This window comes from Acinetobacter sp. AOR34_HL (assembly GCF_027854795.1).
GTDB classification, from domain to species: Bacteria; Pseudomonadota; Gammaproteobacteria; order Pseudomonadales; family Moraxellaceae; genus Acinetobacter; species Acinetobacter junii.
This window is the reverse complement of record NZ_JAKTID010000035.1, coordinates 1-21212: the sequence shown is the minus strand read 5'-3', so window position 1 is coordinate 21212 and position 21212 is coordinate 1. Positions and strand designations below refer to the sequence as shown.

At 40.0% G+C, this 21212-nt stretch carries 17 protein-coding genes and 1 pseudogene; 5 read left to right on the top strand and 13 right to left on the bottom strand.

What is annotated here, in order from left to right; all coding sequences use genetic code 11:
* Window positions 1–275: 275 nt before the first annotated feature.
* Window positions 276–1202, top strand: coding sequence for a diguanylate cyclase domain-containing protein (locus MKL32_RS05485; RefSeq protein ID WP_113996999.1), 927 nt, complete (start codon window positions 276–278; stop codon window positions 1200–1202).
* Window positions 1199–2200, top strand: a complete 1002-nt coding sequence (locus MKL32_RS05480) for a helix-turn-helix transcriptional regulator (RefSeq protein WP_005399817.1) — start codon at window positions 1199–1201, stop codon at window positions 2198–2200. The genes MKL32_RS05485 and MKL32_RS05480 overlap by 4 nt, the downstream gene beginning before the upstream one ends.
* A 73-nt stretch (window positions 2201–2273) precedes the next feature.
* On the opposite strand, the gene MKL32_RS05475 is transcribed toward MKL32_RS05480, so the two are convergent.
* The 3 genes from MKL32_RS05475 to MKL32_RS05465 are packed head-to-tail and all read right to left on the bottom strand — an operon-like array spanning window position 2274 to window position 6141.
* Window positions 2274–2999: a hypothetical protein gene (locus tag MKL32_RS05475; RefSeq protein WP_212387015.1), complete on the bottom strand. Its 726-nt coding sequence runs from the start codon at window positions 2997–2999 to the stop codon at window positions 2274–2276.
* On the bottom strand, window positions 2999–4510 hold the full coding sequence (locus MKL32_RS05470) for an alkaline phosphatase (protein WP_270900295.1): 1512 nt from the start codon (window positions 4508–4510) through the stop codon (window positions 2999–3001). Before MKL32_RS05470 ends, MKL32_RS05475 begins: the two co-directional genes overlap by 1 nt.
* A 14-nt stretch (window positions 4511–4524) precedes the next feature.
* Window positions 4525–6141, bottom strand: a complete 1617-nt coding sequence (locus MKL32_RS05465) for an alkaline phosphatase (protein ID WP_212387018.1) — start codon at window positions 6139–6141, stop codon at window positions 4525–4527.
* A 150-nt stretch (window positions 6142–6291) separates the two neighbouring features.
* On the opposite strand from MKL32_RS05465, the pseudogene MKL32_RS05460 reads away from it, so the two are divergent.
* Window positions 6292–6576 (top strand): annotated as a pseudogene (locus MKL32_RS05460) (tyrosine-type recombinase/integrase); the annotation flags it as partial.
* 112 nt (window positions 6577–6688) lie between these two features.
* On the opposite strand, the gene MKL32_RS05455 reads toward MKL32_RS05460, so the two are convergent.
* From MKL32_RS05455 to MKL32_RS05420, 8 genes are all read right to left on the bottom strand, one after another.
* Window positions 6689–7054, bottom strand: coding sequence for a copper-binding protein (locus MKL32_RS05455; RefSeq protein WP_112987586.1), 366 nt, complete (start codon window positions 7052–7054; stop codon window positions 6689–6691).
* A 33-nt stretch (window positions 7055–7087) separates the two neighbouring features.
* A complete protein-coding gene (locus tag MKL32_RS05450) occupies window positions 7088–10234 on the bottom strand; it encodes an efflux RND transporter permease subunit (RefSeq protein WP_212387028.1) in 3147 nt (1048 codons plus the stop codon).
* Window positions 10235–10247: 13 nt separating this feature from the next.
* Complete coding sequence (locus MKL32_RS05445) at window positions 10248–11747, bottom strand: efflux RND transporter periplasmic adaptor subunit (RefSeq protein WP_005403767.1); 1500 nt, start codon at window positions 11745–11747, stop codon at window positions 10248–10250.
* On the bottom strand, window positions 11747–13051 hold the full coding sequence (locus tag MKL32_RS05440; protein WP_000675249.1) for a TolC family protein: 1305 nt from the start codon (window positions 13049–13051) through the stop codon (window positions 11747–11749). Before MKL32_RS05440 ends, MKL32_RS05445 begins: the two co-directional genes overlap by 1 nt.
* Window positions 13052–13131: 80 nt before the next feature.
* Entirely contained in the window at window positions 13132–13527 is a 396-nt protein-coding gene (locus MKL32_RS05435; RefSeq protein ID WP_002071399.1) for a hypothetical protein, read from the bottom strand.
* A 111-nt stretch (window positions 13528–13638) separates the two neighbouring features.
* Window positions 13639–14520 carry a copper resistance protein B gene (locus MKL32_RS05430; RefSeq protein ID WP_270900294.1) on the bottom strand — a complete coding sequence of 294 codons (882 nt, stop codon included), beginning with the start codon at window positions 14518–14520 and terminating at the stop codon, window positions 13639–13641.
* Window positions 14507–16426, bottom strand: coding sequence for a copper resistance system multicopper oxidase (locus tag MKL32_RS05425; protein WP_212387049.1), 1920 nt, complete (start codon window positions 16424–16426; stop codon window positions 14507–14509). Before MKL32_RS05425 ends, MKL32_RS05430 begins: the two co-directional genes overlap by 14 nt.
* An 88-nt stretch (window positions 16427–16514) precedes the next feature.
* Window positions 16515–16865 (bottom strand): hypothetical protein, encoded by a 351-nt coding sequence (locus tag MKL32_RS05420; RefSeq protein WP_002058521.1) that lies wholly within the window; start codon window positions 16863–16865, stop codon window positions 16515–16517.
* A gap of 150 nt (window positions 16866–17015) precedes the next feature.
* On the opposite strand from MKL32_RS05420, the gene MKL32_RS05415 reads away from it, so the two are divergent.
* Both MKL32_RS05415 and MKL32_RS05410 read left to right on the top strand, forming a co-directional pair.
* Window positions 17016–17699 (top strand): heavy metal response regulator transcription factor, encoded by a 684-nt coding sequence (locus MKL32_RS05415; RefSeq protein ID WP_002058525.1) that lies wholly within the window; start codon window positions 17016–17018, stop codon window positions 17697–17699.
* Window positions 17689–19065, top strand: a complete 1377-nt coding sequence (locus MKL32_RS05410; RefSeq protein ID WP_212387052.1) for a heavy metal sensor histidine kinase — start codon at window positions 17689–17691, stop codon at window positions 19063–19065. The genes MKL32_RS05415 and MKL32_RS05410 overlap by 11 nt, the downstream gene beginning before the upstream one ends.
* A gap of 73 nt (window positions 19066–19138) precedes the next feature.
* Here MKL32_RS05410 and MKL32_RS05405 read toward each other — a convergent pair whose 3' ends face one another.
* Together MKL32_RS05405 and MKL32_RS05400 are read right to left on the bottom strand one after the other, a co-directional pair.
* Window positions 19139–20902, bottom strand: a complete 1764-nt coding sequence (locus tag MKL32_RS05405; RefSeq protein WP_270900293.1) for a copper-translocating P-type ATPase — start codon at window positions 20900–20902, stop codon at window positions 19139–19141.
* Window positions 20883–21212 (bottom strand): IS3 family transposase (locus MKL32_RS05400; protein WP_270900281.1); only part of this gene is annotated, 330 nt, incomplete at its 5' end. The genes MKL32_RS05400 and MKL32_RS05405, both read right to left, overlap by 20 nt.

Sequence of the window (21212 nt, the reverse complement as noted above, 5' to 3'; positions counted from 1 at the left end):
AAGTGAATATGAACATGATGTGACAGTGCCTTTTACGATCTGCCCTTTTTATTTGTTTTTGGCCATTTTCAGCAAAAAGTGAGCTAATTTGATCTGTATAGAGAAAATACTGAGCATACAGAATGATGCATATTCACCTCAAAGATAGGGTTTTTCAGCATTTTTATTCTTAAAAATCAAAAATACACTGATCTATTTTGACCCTAGCCATTGCCATCAAACTGTCATCTAAATCTGTTTAGCTTGGGCGAAAATAAATCATTTCAAAAAATGCTATGCCTAAATACTTTGCTTACTACCGCTGGCCTTTATTATGTGTAGCGACTGCCTGTAGCTTATCCCTTTGGTTGTTTATCTTACTTGGGCAGAGCAAGTCATTTGCTGAATGGAACTGGGTCGATATTTTAGGTGAAGGGGGAGCAACTGTTTTTATTGGTATTTGGATTTTCTTTATTATTAAAAGCCGTCCTTTGGGCCGTGTAACCAACTATATCTTTTATGGACTGTGTTTTATTTTTTTCCACATGTGGATGGACAGCTTAGATGAGTTTATTCGCCTGCCTAAAGAAATCATGTGGGATGCATGGCTTGAGTCCATTCCTTTTCCAATTGGACTGTATCTATTTACCATCGGGATTTATTTTTGGCATCAAGAAGAACAGGCAATTTCTAAACACATGCAAAAACGAGAACGTATTTATCGGGATCATCGCTTATTCGATGCACTCACCCCTTTGGCCGATGCTCATTATTTTAAAACACAGCTCAAAGCCGCAATCGAGCAAAACTCGCATGAACCCAGCGACATGTCCGTCATACTGCTAGATATGCATAATTTTAATCAGATTAATCAAGCACATGGCTTTGATGAAGGCACATCTATTTTACAGCATGTTTCACAATTGATTAGCTTAAACTTACGACCACAAGACCTGCTCTGCCGCTTCGCAGGAGATCGTTTTATTATGCTGTTACCAGAGACGAAGCTACAACAGGCTGAAAAAATGGCTGCTCAACTTGAACGCATGCTTATGGTCAGTGCTTATTATCAACGTGATTTGTCCGTGCACATTCCTCTAAAAGCACTCACGACCTGCTGCGCTGTCGGACAATACCAAACTGCCCAACAACTCTTGAGTGCCTTAAATCAGCAATTGCTCCAAGTGAAGCAGTACTACTCACCGAAGCGAGTCATGGTATGAGCTTTGAATGCGACTACAGCTACATTCCTGCGCATCATCAATTGTCTATTTTAATTGATTTGGCAGCGAGTCATGAAGTCGAACATCACGTCCTGCTCAGTGGCAGCAGTATTTTCTTAGAAGATATCTTTTCGGGGCAAAAACTAATTAGTCAACAACAGTTACAACAGGTTTTAAAAAATGCTGAACAGTGTTTTCGCAATCAGGACATCAGTTTTTTATTTGGTCAACGCAGCCTAACCACCCCCTTTAATGACGCCATTAAATCTATGCTTTATGCATCGACCTTCGATGAGGCACTTAGCCGTTATTTAACATTTTCCGCGTCCGTTTCACCATGGTTATGCCCTCGACTCATGTACAGTCAAAGCCATATTCATATTTATTGGTTAGATGAAAACAAGCTTGAAAATCGCTTTTTAATCGAAAGCGCAATGAGTGCAGTACAAGCGTTTAGCCGTCAACTGTACCAAGCCAAATTAGCGTGGAAATTCGAGTTTAATTTTTCTGAACCGGATTATATTGAACAATATTGGACACATTTAGGCAGTGCTTTAGAGTTTAATCGCCCGATCAACATGATGAGCCTACCTCGCGATTTGATTTATGAAAAACTTCCCAATGCCTCTTCGACCTTAGCTTCAATCAGTTATCAATATGCGCTGAAAGAAATGACTGCTCAAAATATTCAACAGAGTTTTTTGCTCAGTTTGCACCAATATTTAATGCAGAATATTCAAAATAATATTCAACTTGAACAAACCGCTGACTATTTTCAAATGAGTTCTGCCACCTTAAAACGTAAACTGAAAAAGCATCAGACCCATTTTCAGGCGCAACTCGATCAAAGTCGTTTGCATACTGCCATCATTTTATATCGTGTACATGGTTTTAAAACTGAACAGATTTCTCAGTATTTACAAATTAACGATGCCACTAATTTTCGACGTGCGTTTAAACGGTGGAGTGGTTTAACCGTACAAGCGGCACAGTCCTAAGCGCTTATTTTTCCCAAAAAAATCACGGGTATTTCTATTGTAACGTCGAAATTAAAAGTCAAAAACTCATCGGCTAATCACTAAAGTCCGCATAGTCACGTTCGCTGTATTTTTCTGTTTGTGTCCAAGGTGTAGCAACATGTTGGCCAATTTTGCGCACGGTAAAGGTTTTGGCATAGCCTGAGGTCGGTTTGAGCAATTCATATTTTTGAACCAGTTGATCCTGTTCACTCCATATAATATTCAACGTTTGCCCAGCACTGCGTATTTGATAATGCACTAACTTCGGATCACGTTGAATCAATTGTGCTCGCTTTAAAATGTCAGGATGAATCAAACTATATTCACAGCGCCAACAGTTTTTCATCCCTAGCATTTCTTGATCGACATCCTGCAATTGCACCCGCATTTTTTCATCTGGCAAAATATAAAAGCGCTGAAAAGGACTCGCTACATTTTCTTGCCCGACTACATCTTTACGCTGCATCCACTGAATTGCACTGTCAAAACTTGCATGCTCATGGGTGTCTGTTTTGGCAGACACTTGAGTGTTGCTATGTATCTGGGCTTCGTCAGCATGCGTTTGAGTGTTTAAACGTTCAATCCAAATATTTTGCGCATCTCGAATCATTTTCTCACTGTATTTTTGGATGGTCGTAACCCCATTGGTATCCAACCGTTCAATCTGATAATCAATACGATATTCATCGGCCGACCATACCCATGGACTGAGCAAACTGAAAGACAATGCTAAGAATTTCATTTTGAATTTGAACGGTCGTATAAATCTTGTATCCATTAGAATCCAAACGCCTTTTTCAATTGCTCAAATACCCATGTATTTTCTTGTGTGCCTTTGAATAGATTTGAATTCTTTCCTTCAGCAAACAGCATCACATCTCCGCCGCCATGTGTTTCGCTTTTCGTCAGTTGTACCCCGACTTCTTGCTTATAGTCGTCAGCAAAGGCTTGCTCGTTGCTAATACTGTCACGAATATCTAAACGTTTACCCGTACCATTTCCAAAAACAAGCGTCGTTCCTGTTGCCCCATTTACATCGCGGTATGGATTATGTACTTGGCCATCAGCCAGCACTTTGCTGTAAGCATTTTGCTCTTTTGCAATATTATAGTCATAGCTCAGCCCCAAAATACCTGGATTAGTTTCCGTCGTTTGACCCGTTCGTGCGGCATAACCATTAAAGGTCATCACATGGTCATGGTCTGCCGTCACTACAATCAAGGTATTGCTCAAATCCACTTTATCCAGTGCAGTTTGAATTGCATCATTAAATGCCTTGGTTTCCTGCAATGCCCGTTTGGCATTATTGGCATGTAGCGCATGGTCAATACGCCCACCCTCAACCATCAAGAAATAGCCTTGTCCATGACTCTGTGCTTGCAGTGCATCAATCGCTTTACTGGTCATCGCCGCCAGACTCGGTTCAGTCTCTATATTCTTCTTGAGTCGATCCAAATCAAAATTTAAATGCGACTGTGTGGAGAATACGCCGAAAATTTTCTGAGTATTGACCGTCTGTGCCAAATCACTTTGGCTTAAAACGGTTTGATAACCCTGCTGTTTAAACTCTGCCAATAAATCACGACCATCCAAGCGCCCTTTGGGGTTAGAGACTGCATCATAAGGCGTCCAATGATTTAAGCCGCCTCCCATAAGGACATTAATGCCATCCAATAAGTTTGGATTATAAGCTTTACCTTTTGGAACAGCTTGAAGCGCTATATCGTATTGCGCATCACGGTGACAGATATGTGCATAGGTTGCCGCAGGTGTGGCATGGGTGAGTTCGGTCGTCGTCACTACGCCAACCGCTTTACCCTGCTTTTTTGCCAGTTCTAAAATACTTAACGCAGGCATCCCTGCGACCATACTACTGCCCTGTTCTGGACAACGGTTGATGGCTTTCGCTAAGCTTTTGCCATTCGGCAATTTTCCTTCTTCAGGTTCGACCGCAACCGTTCCTGTTGTCATGGCAATCACTTCATTTTTATTTTTCTGCCCAGTCATATAGGCGCCCATAGAGGGAGCGCTATCTGTGGTTTGACCATCCTCAGAATAGGTTTTAATCCTTGCTGCGTGCTTCATGCTGTCCATGGCCAGTTTGCCATTTTCCCCCACAGCATAAATACGACTTGCCGTCACTGTGGTTGGTCCCATGCCATCGCCTAAAAAGAATATAACGCTTTTCGTCGGTGTAACTGTGGTGTCCGCAGCATACAAAGCACTTGAAGAAATCGACGCTGTAAGCAGAAGCATCATGTTTGGGATGGTTTTTAAAGTATGTTTCATGTGATATCCCTCTGCTATAAGCCTGTGATCTTACGAATGAGGTGATTGACCTCAATATTTTCAAGGCTACCTGAGAACTGATCGGCTCCCTGACCAATCGCACCTAAAAACACATCTGCACCGCCATGCGTTTCTTTATCTTTATAGCCCGTTTGAATCACAGCTTCTTGTTGGAAATCATCCGCAGCAGTGCCCGTACACCAACCCGTTTCAGCCAAAGGATAGGTGAAACTATATTTTTCACCTTGTGGTGCCTTTGGCCCTTGTACAGGATGACAGACATCAGTGTCTTTTAAGTTCAGTACCAAGTCATCCATACGGTTTTGAGTGGGGCGTTTTTTGCCCGTACCAAAACCGATAATCGGATAAGGTTGACCATGAATATCTTGAGCAAAGCCCGCTTGATCATAGTTTTTTACCAATCCAAGCACACTGGTTTCCTTACCTTCGACGTATTTTCCTGTACGCTTGGCATAACCATTTAGAACCAAGGTGTGATCATGGTCGGCTGTGATTACAATCAGTGTATTTTTAAGTTCAGGATCACTTTGTTTAAGCTTTTGAATGGTTGCTTCTAAAGCATCATTTAAGGCAATCGTGTCTTGTAAAGCACGTTTGGCATTGGTGTCATGCAGCGCATGATCTATACGCCCGCCCTCCACCATCAGGAAAAAACCTTTTTTATTTTGCGTCAGGATGTCTAAAGCAGACAGCGTCATTTGCTTGAGACTCGGCTCTGCCAAGTTTTTCTTGGTGCGATCCAAGTCGTAATTTAAATGGCTGTGATTAAATAAACCCAATAATTTTTCATTTTTCGCCAGTTGCACTTGGGACAGTTGGTTTTCATCAAAAACCACGCGGTAGCCTGCCTTTTGCATCTCGGTAATTAGATTGCGCCCATCAGTACGTTCTCCACCTGCATCTTTAGGCAAAAATTGACGCTTACCTCCACCTAAAACCACATCGACTCCATCTTTAAGTTTGAGGTTATAGCGTTGATAATCATCACCTTTTGAACTCGGGACCAACTGTGATGCAATGTCATTTTCAGCATCACGGTGGCATATATGCGCATAAGTCGATGCTGGTGTGGCATGCGTGATTCGCGTCGTGGTCACAACCCCTGTCCCCCAACCCTTTACTTTGGCTAATTCGAGTAAAGTCTGTGTGTTTTGCTTATTTTTGTTTTGTGGGTTAGTCCCGCACTGGTTATTCCCTACTGAATCAGGTTCAACTGCAATTGTTCCTGTCTGCATCGAGATCACCTCATTTTTCATCTTCACACCGGTCATGTACGCACCCATCGAAGGTGCACTGTCCGTGACTTGCGCATCTTCAGAAAAGGTACGAACAAAGGCAGACTCAGGTAACCGATCAATTGCTAACTGACCATCTTCACCGACAGCATAAATGCGGGAAGCGGTAAGTGTAGTCATGCCCATTCCATCACCCAAGAAAAACACTACACGTTTCGGTTGTTGGACTTTTTGTTGTTGGAGCTGTTGCTCTGTATTGGCTTGTTGATTTCGCGTTATCGTAGTAGTTTGACAAGCGGTAAGCAATAAAGCGCTGAAACTTATACATACCACGCTGATTGTTTTTAATTGGAATTTTTCAAGAGAACCGAGCATGGCATCAACCCATCTAAAGATGGCTGAACCATACGCCGCAGATATTTAAATAAGATGACATTTAACTACTTTTTCATTTACTTGCTAAAATAGTTCAATCAGCTTCCATATACTTTCTATATTTGACTGAAAATACTGTCTGAAACATATTTAATAAAATTGATCAAACCAATGCATAAATAAAAAATCAAAGAAAATAGCTTAGGCCATATTGACCCTAAACAAAATCGAGTGATTACCACACATGGCTTCCACTCTACATTCCGTGATTGGTCAGCCGATAAAACGGATTATTCACGGGAAGTTTGTGAGCATGTACTTGCCCATAAACTTCCCGATGAAGTTGAAGCTTCTTACTTACGTGGAGGGTACCTTGAAAAACGTAAAGGTTTAATGGCTGATTGGACTGAATTCTGTTGTACACACTTTAACTAGACATCATAAAACGAATGCTTCAGCCTTAGATGGCTGAAGCATTCGTTTTAAAGGGAATTACACAGATTTTTTTACAGGCTCTGTACTCTTGATATTAGTTATACTTTTGACATTACTTGTTTTCTGGTTTAACACTTACGATTGTGTAAATTTCACCATCTGCTTTTAATTCAAAGTCAACTTTGTCTCCTACGGTTAAACCATTTAATAAGGATGGGTCAGCAACTTTAAAGCCCATCTTCATTGCTGGCCAATTAATCGCAGGAATTGCTTCATGGTCGAGTGTTAAAATATTTTCTTTCGTATCAATAGCAGTAATCACCCCAACGGCTTGAGCCGTTGTAGCGGTAGAAGACTCCTTATTCATCTGCTCCATAGGTGCGTCTGCTTTCTTCTGCTCTGATGCTTCATTTTTACTACATGCGCTTAATGCAGCAATAGTGGTAACAAGAGCAATAATTTTCATGAATTTCAACATAATAAAACCTCTTTAGACGAAATAATAAAACGATCAATGTGTTGATAGTTTTCTTTTGATTAAAAGCTGATATACAGCCGGGATAACAAACATTGACAGTAGAGGAGCTGAAATCATGCCCCCAACCATAGGTAAAGCAATACGGCTCATCAATTCAGAACCTGTCCCAGTCCCTAAAAGTATAGGAATTAAGCCTGCCAAAATGACGGCAACCGTCATGGCTTTAGGACGAACGCGTAGTACAGCTCCTGTTCGGATTGCATCATTGAGTTGTTGCTCCGTTAAGGATGTCGTTGAAGAAGATAGGTTTTGCTGTGCATGTTCAACTGCTTGCTTCAAATAGAACAACATGACTACACCAAACTCAGCAGCAACACCTGCAAGTGCGATAAAACCAACTGCAATCGCAACTGAAAAGTGAAAACCGCTCAAATACATGGCCCATATACCACCAATCAAAGCAAAAGGTAGCGTTGCCATAATCAGAACTGCATCTTGTACTTGTCTAAAAATCAAATAGAGCAGTAGAAAAATAATCATCAATGTAATTGGAATGATGACTTTTAAACGCGCATTAGCACGTTCCATAAACTCAAATTGCCCTGTATAGCTAATGCTCATGGCAGAGGAGCGTTTTACTTTTTGATCAATAGACTGCTTCAAATCTTGCACAACCGAAGCTAAGTCACGTCCCTGTACGTCTACATAAACCCAACCGCTTGGGCGAGCATTCTCACTTTTTAGCATTGGAGGGCCATCTGTAATTTGAATATTGGCAACACTACTTAATACAATTTGTTGTCCAGATTCAGTTACAATCGGTAAATTTCTCAAAGCTTCCAATGAGTCTCGAATCTCTCGTGGATAACGTACATTAATAGGATATCTTGCTAATCCCTCAACAGTTTCACCAATATTTTCCCCGCCAATCGCAGATGATACAATTTGCTGCACATCGTTGATATTGAGGCCATATCGTGCAGCCTGCATACGGTTAATATCGACATCAACATATCGACCACCTGTGAGTCGTTCAGCCAAAGCCGAGCTAACTCCGGGCACCTGTTTAGCCACTTGTTCAATTTGCTGTGCTACCCGATCAATATCTTGCAGATCATTTGCTGAAATCTTAATCCCGATTGGACTTTTCACCCCAGTTGCCAACATATCAATCCGGTTACGAATAGGTGGCACCCAAATATTCGTTAAACCCGGTACTTGAACTGCTTTATCCAGTTCTTTTACTAATTTGTCAGGTGTCATACCTGAGCGCCATTCAGACCGTGGTTTGAACTGAATCGTGGTTTCAAACATTTCTAAAGGCGCAGGGTCTGTTGCTGACTCAGCTCTCCCTGCTTTACCAAATACTGTCGCAACTTCTGGAACCGTTTTAATCATTCGATCTGTTTGCTGTAACAGTTCTGAGGCCTTAGCTGCGGACAATCCTGGTAAAGCTGAAGGCATATACAGTAAATCACCTTCATCCATATTCGGTAGAAATTCTCCACCTAATCGAGTTAAAGGTAAAAGACTAATAAGGAAAATTAGCAACGCACCAAATAAAGTGGTCTTTGGATGAGCTAAAACCTGATCCAACATAGGTCGGTATATTTTGATGAGGAAACGGTTCAATGGATTACGCTGTTCTGAGGGTAATTTCCCGCGGATCCAATAACCCATCAAAACAGGAATCAGGGTAATGGATAAACCAGCTGCTGCTGCCATGGCATAGGTTTTGGTAAACGCCAGAGGCGAGAACAAACGTCCTTCTTGTGCCTGTAAAGTAAAAATAGGAATAAAAGATAAGGTAATGATAAGTAAGCAAAAAAATAAAGCAGGACCAACTTCACTGGCGGAACGGGCAATAATATTCCAGCGTGCTTGAGTTTCTAATACTTGATTGGGATGTTCATGCTGCCAAGTCTCTATATGCTTATGTGCATTTTCAACCATCACAACCGCTGCATCAACCATAGCACCAATAGCAATGGCAATCCCCCCCAATGACATGATATTGGCATTTAGGCCCTGATAGTACATGACTAAGAAAGCCGACAAAATCCCAAGTGGTAAAGAAACAATAGCTACCATTGCTGATCGTAAATGCCAGAGGAAAAGTCCACAGACTAAAGCCACCACAATAAATTCTTCAATTAATTTATGACTGAGATTCTCGACTGCCCGATCAATCAGTTTACTGCGATCATATACAGGAACAACTTGCACTCCTTTAGGTAAACTTTGTTGCAATTCAGCCAGTTTTGCTTTCACAGCAGTAATCGTTTCACGTGCATTCTTACCGGCCCGTAAAATCACAACACCGCCAACAGTTTCACCTTGTCCATTCAGCTCAGTGATACCACGACGCATTTCCGGTCCGAGTTGAATAGTTGCAACATCGCCTAAAGTAACAGGAATCCCAAAACTATTTGTTTTTATCGGGATCTGTCGAAAATCTTCTAATGTCTTTAAATAACCAGAAGCTCGTACCATATATTCAGTTTCAGCCATCTCCAGAACTGAACCACCGGTTTCTTGATTGGCCTTTTGAATCGCTTCAATGACATTGTTTTGAGTAACTCCTAAGGCGGCCATTTTACTTGGATCTAAAACAACCTGATATTGCTTCACCATTCCCCCAATCGTGGCAACTTCAGCCACATTGGGTAATGTCTTTAGTTCATACTTTAAAAACCAGTCTTGTATGCTTCTCAGTTGTGAAAGGTCATGTTGTCCTGTTGGATCAACTAACGCATATTCATAAACCCAGCCAACGCCTGTGGCATCTGGCCCTAATGAAGATTTCGCATTTGCAGGCATTTTTCCCTGAATCTGATTTAGATATTCCAATACACGCGAACGGGCCCAATAAAGATCGGTATGTTCATCAAAAATGACATATACAAATGAATCACCAAAAAAAGAATAACCACGAACAGTTTTAACACCAGGTACTGATAACATCGTTGTTGTTAAAGGGTACGTCACCTGATTTTCAACAATTTGTGGTGCCTGACCTGGGTAATTAGTTCTGACAATCACTTGCACATCAGATAAATCTGGTAAAGCATCAACCGGAGTATTTTTTACAGCCCAAACACCCCAAGCTGCCAGAATTAAAGCTGCCAATAAGACAAATACACGATTCAAAATTGAAAAACGAATAATACGGGCGATCATAATAGTTCTCCCGTTAGTTCTTCAAAGATGCCATAGACATCTTTGAAATGTCAGAAATGACATAAGAATTTCCAACTTTTGTAAAACTAAAGTTGACCTGGTCACCTTGCTGAATTCGGGTAAATGGTTGTACGGGCTGTTTAAAGCTCATGGTCATAGCACCCCAGCCCAACTCAGGAATAGCTTGGTGTGAAATGGTAATATCTTGATTTGTGACTTTTTCAACTTTACCAAGACCTTGATATGTTGACCTCTTAATCGTTTGAGATGATGCAATTGGTTGCCCAGTGTTGAGCTTATCCAATACGCCTTGCAAATTTGCTTCAGAATCAATCAGAAATTGTCCTGAAATCACTACTCTCTGACCAGCTTTCAACCCTTGCAGGACTGCAATTTTATTGCCATCACTTTGCCCTAACTGTACAACAACTGGTTCAAAACGTCCTTGCTCACGCCCTACAATGACAACATTCCGAGTACCTGTCCGTATAACAGCTTGCTCTGGTACAACCAAACTGCTTTGGGGATTATTTATTATATTGACAGAAGCAAACATCCCTGGCTTAAGTTGACCACTAGGATTTGATAATTCAATCCGAACTTTAATAGTTCTTGATGTTGTATCTAAGGTAGGCAAAATGTCGATAACTTTGCCAGTTACTTTTTGAGAAAAAGCAGCAAAATTGGCTTCTACACTCATACCTCGTTTGATTCCAGCAATTTGTTTTTCAGGAACGGCTGCCTCTAGCCAAATCGGGTTGATACCTTTAATTGTGGCCAAGGTTTGTCCCATAGCCAAAGCCATACCATTGCGGACTTCTAGTGAATCAATAAATCCACTAATGGGAGCTTGCAAAGTTATATTAGATTGCACTCGATGAGTTCGCTCAACTTGATGAATCACATTTTGTGGTATTCCTAAAAGCTGCAAACGTTGACGGCTTGCTTGAATAAGGGAACGATCTCCAGTACGGAGCACAGCTAAAAATTCAGTTTGCTCTCCAGTCCATTCGGGTATTGAAATATCAGCTATAGGGCTTCCTTCGGTCACCATATCTCCAACAGCATGCCCATACACTCGCTGAACAAAGCCACTTGCTCTAGTTTGTAAAATAGCTGTTTGCCGTTCATTTGCTTGTAATATGCCATTAGTAAACATGGCATTTCCAATTACAGCCTGTTCAACAGTGCCGTAACGGATGGCTAAATTTTGTTGAAGAGATGGATCTATTTTGACTGTAGGACGACTTTCATCCGTCATCGCAGTATTTTCGTCTGCATATTTAGGTACCAGTTGCATGTCCATAAATGGAGACTTGCCTGGCTTATCAAAATGATGTTCTGGTTTCATTGGATCGTACCAATAAAGCACTTTAGCATCCTGCTTCTGGCTTACCAATGCCGATTGAGAACCCTCTTCCTGATGAGCAAACCAATATCCGGCACCGCCACCTACGACAAGACTAATTGTGGCAACTCCCATGACAGTCATTGCCAATTTATTTCTTAACATTATGGCTGCTCCTCAGCATGGTTTAAGGTCGGCTCTTCAAAGGCAAAATAAAGTTGTGCTGTTGTAATTGCTTGTTGTTGTTGAAGATCAATAAGTCGCAGCTGTTGTTCTAAAAGAGCTTGCCGGGCAGTAATGACATTGGACAAATTGCTTTTACCAGCTTGGTAGCTTGCCAACTGTAAACCCACTTTTTGTTTAGCGAGTGGAATACTTATTTGCATTGCACGTCTAATTTGCTGATCAAGCGCATCAAGATCAGATAACCCATCATCCAGCATGGTGAGATATTCACGGTATTGAACTTCTTGATCGGCAATGATCCGGTTTTGTTCGGCTAAAGCTGCCTGAATGAGGGGACCACTACGTTTTTTTGAAAATACAGGAAGCTCAGTTGTCAGTTGTACACCGATCATATCGCCAAACTCTGGGGCACGATGCTGGTATGCAAGCTCAATCCCCCAATCAGGCTTTTGTAAAGCTTGAGCTTGTTTCAATTTTGCTTCAGCAGTTTTCTTTTCAGCCTGAAAAGCTTTTAATTCAGGATGCTGATGCAAGTGATGATACAGCTTTGATGTATCAAGATGGATGGATGGAGCTTGGTCAGGTAAGGTTTCAATTTGAGTAAGGTTTTCGGTAGGCTCTGCACTGATCAAGCGATGCAACTCTAGCTTGGCTTTATTTAAATCACGAAGCAAATCATCCTTCTGGTCAAGCAATACCGTGGCTTCTTGTTTTGGATCAAGTGCATCAGCAACCATTGTCCGACCAGAGGTGACCTGTGTTTGGGTCATCTGAGAAAGTAATCGATTCTCTGAAAACAGTTCATCGTATAGCGCCAATTTACGCTCAAGATAAAAACGTTTAAACCAAGCAGATGCAACTTTTTGACGTAACTCAATACGTAGAATCTCAGTTTGAGCAGTGACTGAACCCAATTCAGCTTTTGCTAACTCGACCTCGGCTTGTCTTTTGGCGCGGTTTGGAAAATCTTGCATAACGCCAATTTTCTGCATGGTCATGCCATCTTGTGTGACTGACCATGACGCATCACCAGATATAGGATAATTCTCCAAACCGACAAATAATTTAGGGTTGGGTAAAATACCTGAAGCTAAAACTACATTCTCAGCCCCTTCAATTTGGGCACTATTTACTCTTAAAGTTGGAGCATATTGCTCGGCAAGCTTCAAAGCTGTATCCAAAGTCAGTGGCTGGGCATAGACTTGACCATAGACTAGAGAAAAACAGATCACACCTATCGGCCATCTCACCCTGCGAGATAGCTTTTCTTTATAAAATTTCATATTTTTAGCTCTAAAATGATATACACGCGCACGCGCAGAACATCCATAAAAAATGCTATGAATGACGAAGAATTATCAAATTAGTTAGAGCGTGGGGGCTTCCATAAACCTGAAGGGTATGGAGCAGGAAGATTTTGATCTGGAAAATAAAAGACTGATCGCTCTACGGGTGAGAATACCGTTGAGTGCAAAATGCTTTGAGGATCACTGGCGTACGCAATTTTGGCAAAAGACATAATGCAATCTTGCTCAGACATACAGGAAGGATCATGTAGCGTTTTTTTGACCTTTGCTTCAACTTTCATACAGTCGGTATGCATCATATCCTGGTTTTGAGATGCTTCCATTTGCATGGATTTCATCTGTTCAGATGGCATTAAACACCGCTTATGTACAGACGAAGCAGCAGCAGCCGATCCTACTAAAAGGATAGCAAACGATAAAAACAGCGATAGGCATGTTTTTAACCACTGCATAATGTCATGACCAAAATTTAAGCTTTTTTACTTTTACATATTTAGAAAAAATTAGCAATTTTATTCATTAAAATAGCAGCCTTAAGGCTGCTATTTTAATATCGAGACAAATTAAAAAACTAATTCAATACCTGCACCATATAGCCATCCCTTTTCAGAATCTGTTGCTTCTTGAAAAGGAGTTGATTTTTTTCCTTTCTCATATTGATAGGCTATATCAACAAATGGTCTGATACGTTTGGTAATCTCATAACGAGTTTTAATACCTGTCTTCAATTCTGACAACCCCGTCTTTGATGCAAAGTCAGAATTATCATTAAACACAACATCTGCTTCAATATATGGCTGAGTAATCAACTTTTGAGTGAGTAATAAATCACGGTCGAAATCAAAACTAGCTCCCCAGAAGTTGTCTTTTCCACCATAAAGGTAAGCTTTGGTCTCAAAGAAATAAGGAGCAAGACCTAATATACCAACGACACCATCGACTCGATCGCTGTTCTTGTTATTTTTATCCTCGCTGTATCTTAGACCAGCTTGTACATCCCAAAATGGTGCTACATTACGGCTATAAAGTGCAGACACATCATAATTGGGATCATTACTCTCTGCTTTATTCAGATTGGCTTCAACAAATACTCGATTCTCATCTGTTCCAATCAATGTTTCGAAACTAGAACCTAAACTACCCTTACCATCGTTATCAATTACCCACTCATTGGAAAATTTAGTTGTTTGGTAAATCTGTCCACCATGCTCGTTCAGATGTTTATCATGATTTTGGCTAAGAGCTAATTTGCCTTTTGAAGTACTTTGAGTAGCATTACGTTCAACATAGCCTAATCCTCCAGCTTCTTTTAAAAGCACATTCATACTTGACGTACTCTTATTTAGATTTTCAGTCGAATTATCATTAGCAAATGCCATACCTGCTAAACCAATTAAAGCAACTGATAAAAGTGTTTTTGAAAAAAGTTTTTTAGTGGTTTGCATGTTGATTCACTCCCTTATCATTTGCATGGGGTTGGGCAACGATACTTTTTGAATCAACATCATTGCTATCTACATTTGCCACAATGAGTTTGTTCATCATTCCAGCTGCCATGTGATATAACAAATGGCAGTGGATAGCCCATTCACCTAATTCATCAGCAGTAAGTAAAGTTGTAACTGTTTTCCCTGGTGGCACAATGATCGTGTGTTTATTTGGCATATTACTTGGATCTTGACCATTTTCAAGCTGCATAAACATACCGTGCAAGTGCATTGGGTGAGCCATCATACTGTCATTCACAAATTTCAAGCGTATACGTTCCCCATATTTCACTTTGAATGGTTCTGTTTCATTAAACTTCTTACCATTAATTGTCCAAATGTAGCGCTCCATATTCCCACCAAGACGGATTTCCATTTCACGTTCAGGGGCACGAGTATCTGGTTGAGGGTTTAAAGATTGTAAATCACTATACTGGAGTGCTTTTTGACCAACGGGTGTTGAAGCATTTGCCCATCCAAATACGGTATTATCATTCTTGTCTGAAGCCGACTTAACAGTAGCGCTATTCATCGGCATATCATGATCCATACCTTTCATAGAAGACATATCATGATCCATACCTTTCATAGAAGACATATCGTGATTCATGCCTTTCATAGAAGACATATCATGATTCATATCTTTCATAGAAGACATATCATGATCCATACCTTTCATAGAAGACATATCGTGATTCATGCCTTTCATAGAAGACATATCATGATCCATACCTTTCATAGAAGACATATCATGATCCATACCTTTCATAGATGACATATCATGATTCATTCCCATATCTTCCATAGTCAATAAAGAACGAGGACGAGGCTTAGGCATCTCAATTTGTTTGACTGCTGGGCTGCTTTCTTCATGTAATGTTCCCACTGAAAAACCGGTACGATCAATAGATTCAGCTTCAATTTGGTAATGTGCTTGTTTTGGTTCCACAATGACATCATAGGTTTCAGCAGTACCAATACGGAACTCATCTACAGGAACGGGCTTTACAGGTTGACCATCAGCACTGACTACAGTCATTTTTAGGTTTGGAATGCGTACATCAAAGAATGACATAGCGGAAGCATTAATAAAACGAAGGCGAACTTTTTCACCAGCTTTGAAGTTACCGGTCCAGTTTTGCTGAGGTGTTTTGCCATTCATTAAAAATGTATAACCAGTCACATCGGACATATCTGTTTTCAGCATTCGCATCTGATTCCACATAGAACGGTCTTGCCAAGTCGCTTTTAGCCCATCACGTTTAACTTGTTTTAATACATCGAATACTGTTTCGCGGCGGTTCTGATAGTAGTCTGCTTCTTTTTTAATATTTTTCATAATTTGATCACTTGTCGAATTATGAAAATCAGAAAGCAAAACAACGTAATCTTTATCGGTTTTTTCAGCAGCTGTTAGTGGAGTTTTATCTTTAGGATAAATAACAAAAGCACCATATAAACCGTCTTGTTCTTGTCCTTTACTATGTGAATGATACCAATAAGTACCATTTTGGCGGACTTTAAACTTATATTCATAAGTTTTATTAGGGGCAATGCCATGAAATTTGTTAAATCCAGGTACACCATCCATAATTCCAGGTAATAATAAGCCATGCCAATGGATTGAAGAGTCCTGATTTTTTAACTTATTGTGAACACGGATAACGGCCTCATCACCTTCTTCAAATTCAAGAAGTGGTGCAACGAATTTACCATTTACAGTAATTCTCTCAACTGGTTTTCCTGTGATATTTACAGTTTGTTCAGCGATTGTTAAATCATATTCTTTAACTGCCGCCATTACCCAAGTTGATGAAAATAAACCAACTCCTATTAAAAGGACATGACTTAATTTTTTAGACATTTATTTCACCTATCTAATATAAAGATGGGGAGCTCAAGCAAACCAATTATTCGCTTTAATCTCCCCAATCTTTCATTTATCGTATTTGTTATTTATTTGATGTATTTGACATGTTCATCTTTGAGTGGTCCATGTTCATCATATTTGAATGATCCATATTACCCATTTTAGACTGATCCATATTCATCATCTTAGAGTGATCCATCTGAGACATATCAGCCATATTGCCATGCTCATGCTGACTATGATCCTGTTGGGTTTTCTCATCATTCTTCATATTACAAGGTTTTTGGCATTTCTCTGACATTTTTGAGTCCGCTTTAGTTTCAGTGACTACAGTGGTTCCCTGTTTAGCATCGGCTGCCCAAGACTGAGTTCCTGCAATTAAAGTTCCAATACACATAAGTGTAGTTAAGCTACGACGGAATAGAGTTTTCATGTTTTGCTCCAAAAATTAACTTTATACAAATACCTTAAAGGCTACCACCAAACATCTATATGACATGAAAATGACATTTTTGTAATCTACAAAGAATCACGTATTTATAACGTTATTATATTCTTAATGAGTGATATTGGATTTTTATCAATGAGAATCTTACTAGTTGAAGATGAACAAAAAACTGGTGACTACCTTAAACAAGGTCTATCTGAAGCTGGGTATATTACGGATTGGGTCACAGATGGATTATCAGGTAAACATCAAGCACTTTCCGAAGAATATGACCTCATCATTTTGGACGTTATGTTACCAAAATTAGATGGCTGGAATATCATTTATGATATTCGCAAAAGCGGAAAGACAATGCCTATTCTATTTCTTTCAGCGCGTGATCAAATTGAAGATCGAGTTAAGGGATTAGATTTGGGAGCTGATGACTACCTCGTAAAACCTTTTGCTTTTGCTGAGTTATTAGCACGCATTAAAAGCTTACTCCGACGGGGACAACAAAAAGAAGATAGTAACCTTATTACAATTGCTGATCTTGAACTTGATCTTCGTAAACGCCGCGTCACTCGCGCTGGGCAACGTATTGACTTAACAGCTAAAGAATTCGCGCTGATGGAATTATTTATGCGTAGACGTGGTGAAATTTTACCTCGCGCACTCATAGCTTCTCAAATTTGGGATATGAATTTTGATAGTGATACCAACGTCGTAGAAGTCGCTATTAAACGTTTGAGAAGTAAAATTGACAGTAACTTTAGCCCTAAGCTAATCCAGAACATACGGGGAATGGGTTATGTTCTAGAGGTTGAAGATGACTCGTAAATTGTTTAATGCAATCAGCTTTCGTATAGCTATTATTTTTTCTCTATCTACCGTAATCATTCTAATGATTATGGGACTAGTTATTCATCAACTCGTAATGCATCATTTCGAAGCTCAAGACCGAACTCAATTAGAAGGTAAAATTCAACTTATAGAGAATCTATTAGAACAGAATCCTTCTAATTCTCAAGAATTGAATTTATATTTAAAAGATGCCTTAGTTGGTCATCATGATCTAATTGTTCAAATTGAACGACCAACGGGTCAAATTATTTTTAGTTCAGCACCATCCACCATTCATACCCAAACACTCAATAAATCAAAACGAAAGCCTTGGGTTGAATGGAGCATTCAAAATAAAACCTACCGTGGTTTAATTTATACAAAGTCTTTTAATAGAAATAGTAGCATTCCAACAGCTCAAATTATTGTTGGAATCGATACATCCGAGCATTTGCATTTCTTAAATGATTTTAGGCGCCAGTTATTATACATTGGCATTGTCGGTACTATCTGCTTAATGTTTTTAGGCTGGTTTGCTGCATGGCGAGGATTACGTCCCGTACAAAAAATGGCAAAGGTTGCAGAAGGCATCTCTGCTCAACACCTATCGGAGCGTCTAGAAGTTGATAACACTCCAACTGAACTTAAATCACTAGCTGTTGCATTTAACGACATGTTAGATCGGCTAGAAACAGCAGTAGAAAAACTCTCAGATTTTTCATCAGACCTTGCCCATGAGATTAGAACACCTATCAACAATTTGATGACCCAAACCCAAGTATGTTTATCTCGTAGTCGAGATATTAATACCTATCAAGAAGTTCTGTTCTCCAATTTGGAAGAATTTGAACGTTTAGCTCGAATGATTTCCGATATGTTGTTTCTTGCAAAGGCTGAACATGGCTTGCATTTACCAAACTTAAAACAAGTTGATCTAGTAAAAGAAGTTTCTGCCTTATTTGATTTTTATGATGCGATTGCTGCTGAAAAGAGTATCTCTTTGGAACAAAAAGGTTATGGAGTTGTAAATGGTGACCCATCTATGTTACGTCGTGCTCTGAGCAACTTACTATCAAATGCAATAAAATATGGTAAAACAGAATCGGTAGTCAGAATCAAAACCCAACAAAACTTTGATACAACTGTTTTTACAATTGAGAATGAAAGCTCTCCATTGACATCTGAACAGTTAAGCCGATTATTTGACCGTTTTTATCGTACAGATGCATCCAGACAGCGAGTTGAGGAAGGTACTGGCTTAGGGCTAGCAATTACCAAATCCATTCTTGATGTACATGGCGCAACAATTAGAGCAGACTATCATAATGGCCGCATAACTTTTAAAATTATTTTTAAAAATTAATCGCTTATATAAAAATAAACAACTACTGACTACTCATCTTTAATAGTTAAAAATAATGAGTAGTTAGAAAAACTTAGTTTTGGCTACGTAGTCGTAAAGCATTACCAATGACTGATGCTGAACTTAGACTCATTGCTAAGGCTGCGATCATAGGAGAAAGTAACCAGCCAGTAAATGGATATAAAATACCCGCTGCTAAAGGAATACCTAAAGCATTATAAAGAAATGCGAACATAAGGTTCTGCTTCATGTTTTTAATGGTTGCTTCTGATAATGAACGAGCAATCTCTATACCGCGTAAATCACCTTTTACCAAAGTAACTTGTGCACTATTCATTGCTACATCTGTTCCTGTACCCATTGCAATTCCGATATCAGCCTGAGCTAAAGCTGGGGCATCATTGATCCCATCACCAGCCATCGCAACCACTCTTCCTTCTTTTTGCAATTTCTTAACCAATTCTAATTTATCTGCGGGTTTAACCTCACCATAAACCTCATCAATACCTAATCTAGCGCCAACAGACTTAGCTGTTGTTAATCCATCACCAGTAGCCATTACGATTCTTAGACCGGAATCTTTTAATGAAAGAACAGCCTCAGGTGTACTTGCTTTGATTGGATCTGAAACAGCTATTAACCCTATCAGTTTTCCATCCACAGCTAAATGCATGACACTTGCACCTTCGGCTCTTAACTTTTCAGCTTCGGGAACAAATGCTTTAACTGATATTCCCAGCTGTTCCATTAATGCTGTATTACCAAGAGATAATTGTTGTCCATTTAACTCTCCTTTAACACCAATCCCAGAGCCAGATTCAAAAGATGTTGGTCTAGACAGTACAAGATCTCTTTCACGGGCAGCACGTACGATTGCATCAGCTAAAGGGTGTTCACTCCCCTGATCCAGACTAGCTGCTAACCGAAGTACCTCATTTTCTTCATAGCCCGAAAGAGCGATAACCTTATCGAATGAGGGTTGGCCTTCAGTTAAAGTACCTGTCTTATCAATAATTAAAGTATCAATCTTACGTAAATTTTCTATTGCAGCTGCATCACGAAAAAGTACACCATTCGATGCACCACGACCTGTTGCCACCATAATTGACATAGGTGTCGCTAAGCCTAAAGCACATGGGCAAGCAATAATTAACACTGCGACAGCATTAATTAACCCGTAAACCCAACTAGGCTCTGGGCCAAATACCCCCCAACCAAAAAATGTAAGCACAGAAATAGCAATAACTACCATAACAAACCAACCTGCAACATGATCTGCCATTCTTTGCATCGGCGCTTTAGAACGTTGAGCTTGCGATACCATTTGTACGATCTGAGAAAGTACCGTTGAAGATCCAACCTTTTCTGAACGCATTACTAATGAACCATTCATATTTATTGTTGCACCTATTACTTGATCGCCTTCACGTTTTGTAACGGGAACAGGTTCTCCTGTTAACATTGATTCATCAATAGAACTTGCCCCTTCAGTAACAACTCCATCAACAGGGACCTTTTCACCTGGTCGTACTCGGAGCAAATCTCCAACATGTACATGGGAAAGAGGAATATCTTCTTCTTTACCATCGTCATTTATTTTTCTTGCAGTCTTAGGTGCTAGCCCAAGTAAAGATTTAATTGCTGCCGAGGTCTGTGATCGAGCTTTCAACTCAAGAACTTGGCCTAATAAGGTCAGCGAAATAATGGCTGCTGTGGCTTCGAAATATACAGCGACACGTCCCATAGAAACAAAAGAGTCTGGAAATACTTGTGGAGCCAAAGTGGACTGCTCCCAGTATCCTAGACATGAGACCGCCTCATTTTGAAGCTGTCTCAAATGCTTCTGGGCTCATCCCATCGAGATGCGAATGACGCCTGATTCGATTGTAAAACATCTCGATATAATCAAACACATCCGCACGGGCCATTTCTCGTGTTTTATAGATCCTCTTTTTAATTCTTTCCTTCTTTAAACTACTAAAAAAGGATTCAGCAACAGCATTGTCCCAACAGTTTCCACGACGACTCATACTCGGAACTAAATTATGCTTTTGACAGAATTTCTGCCAGTCTCCGCTACTGTATTGTGAGCCTTGGTCTGAGTGTATGATCACAGGTTCATTGGGTCTGCGTCGCCATACCGCCAT

Coding starts and splice junctions, on each gene's coding strand:
- MKL32_RS05475 (WP_212387015.1), bottom strand. CDS start 2,999: ATGGATACAAGATTTATACGACCGTTCAAATTCAAAATGAAATTCTTA.
- MKL32_RS05435 (WP_002071399.1), bottom strand. CDS start 13,527: ATGCAGTGGTTAAAAACATGCCTATCGCTGTTTTTATCGTTTGCTATC.
- MKL32_RS05420 (WP_002058521.1), bottom strand. CDS start 16,865: ATGAAAACTCTATTCCGTCGTAGCTTAACTACACTTATGTGTATTGGA.
- MKL32_RS05430 (WP_270900294.1), bottom strand. CDS start 14,520: ATGCAAACCACTAAAAAACTTTTTTCAAAAACACTTTTATCAGTTGCT.
- MKL32_RS05440 (WP_000675249.1), bottom strand. CDS start 13,051: ATGAAATTTTATAAAGAAAAGCTATCTCGCAGGGTGAGATGGCCGATA.
- MKL32_RS05415 (WP_002058525.1), top strand. CDS start 17,016: ATGAGAATCTTACTAGTTGAAGATGAACAAAAAACTGGTGACTACCTT.
- MKL32_RS05455 (WP_112987586.1), bottom strand. CDS start 7,054: ATGTTGAAATTCATGAAAATTATTGCTCTTGTTACCACTATTGCTGCA.
- MKL32_RS05445 (WP_005403767.1), bottom strand. CDS start 11,747: ATGTTAAGAAATAAATTGGCAATGACTGTCATGGGAGTTGCCACAATT.
- MKL32_RS05410 (WP_212387052.1), top strand. CDS start 17,689: ATGACTCGTAAATTGTTTAATGCAATCAGCTTTCGTATAGCTATTATT.
- MKL32_RS05470 (WP_270900295.1), bottom strand. CDS start 4,510: ATGAAACATACTTTAAAAACCATCCCAAACATGATGCTTCTGCTTACA.
- MKL32_RS05450 (WP_212387028.1), bottom strand. CDS start 10,234: ATGATCGCCCGTATTATTCGTTTTTCAATTTTGAATCGTGTATTTGTC.
- MKL32_RS05465 (WP_212387018.1), bottom strand. CDS start 6,141: ATGCTCGGTTCTCTTGAAAAATTCCAATTAAAAACAATCAGCGTGGTA.
- MKL32_RS05485 (WP_113996999.1), top strand. CDS start 276: ATGCCTAAATACTTTGCTTACTACCGCTGGCCTTTATTATGTGTAGCG.
- MKL32_RS05480 (WP_005399817.1), top strand. CDS start 1,199: ATGAGCTTTGAATGCGACTACAGCTACATTCCTGCGCATCATCAATTG.
- MKL32_RS05425 (WP_212387049.1), bottom strand. CDS start 16,426: ATGTCTAAAAAATTAAGTCATGTCCTTTTAATAGGAGTTGGTTTATTT.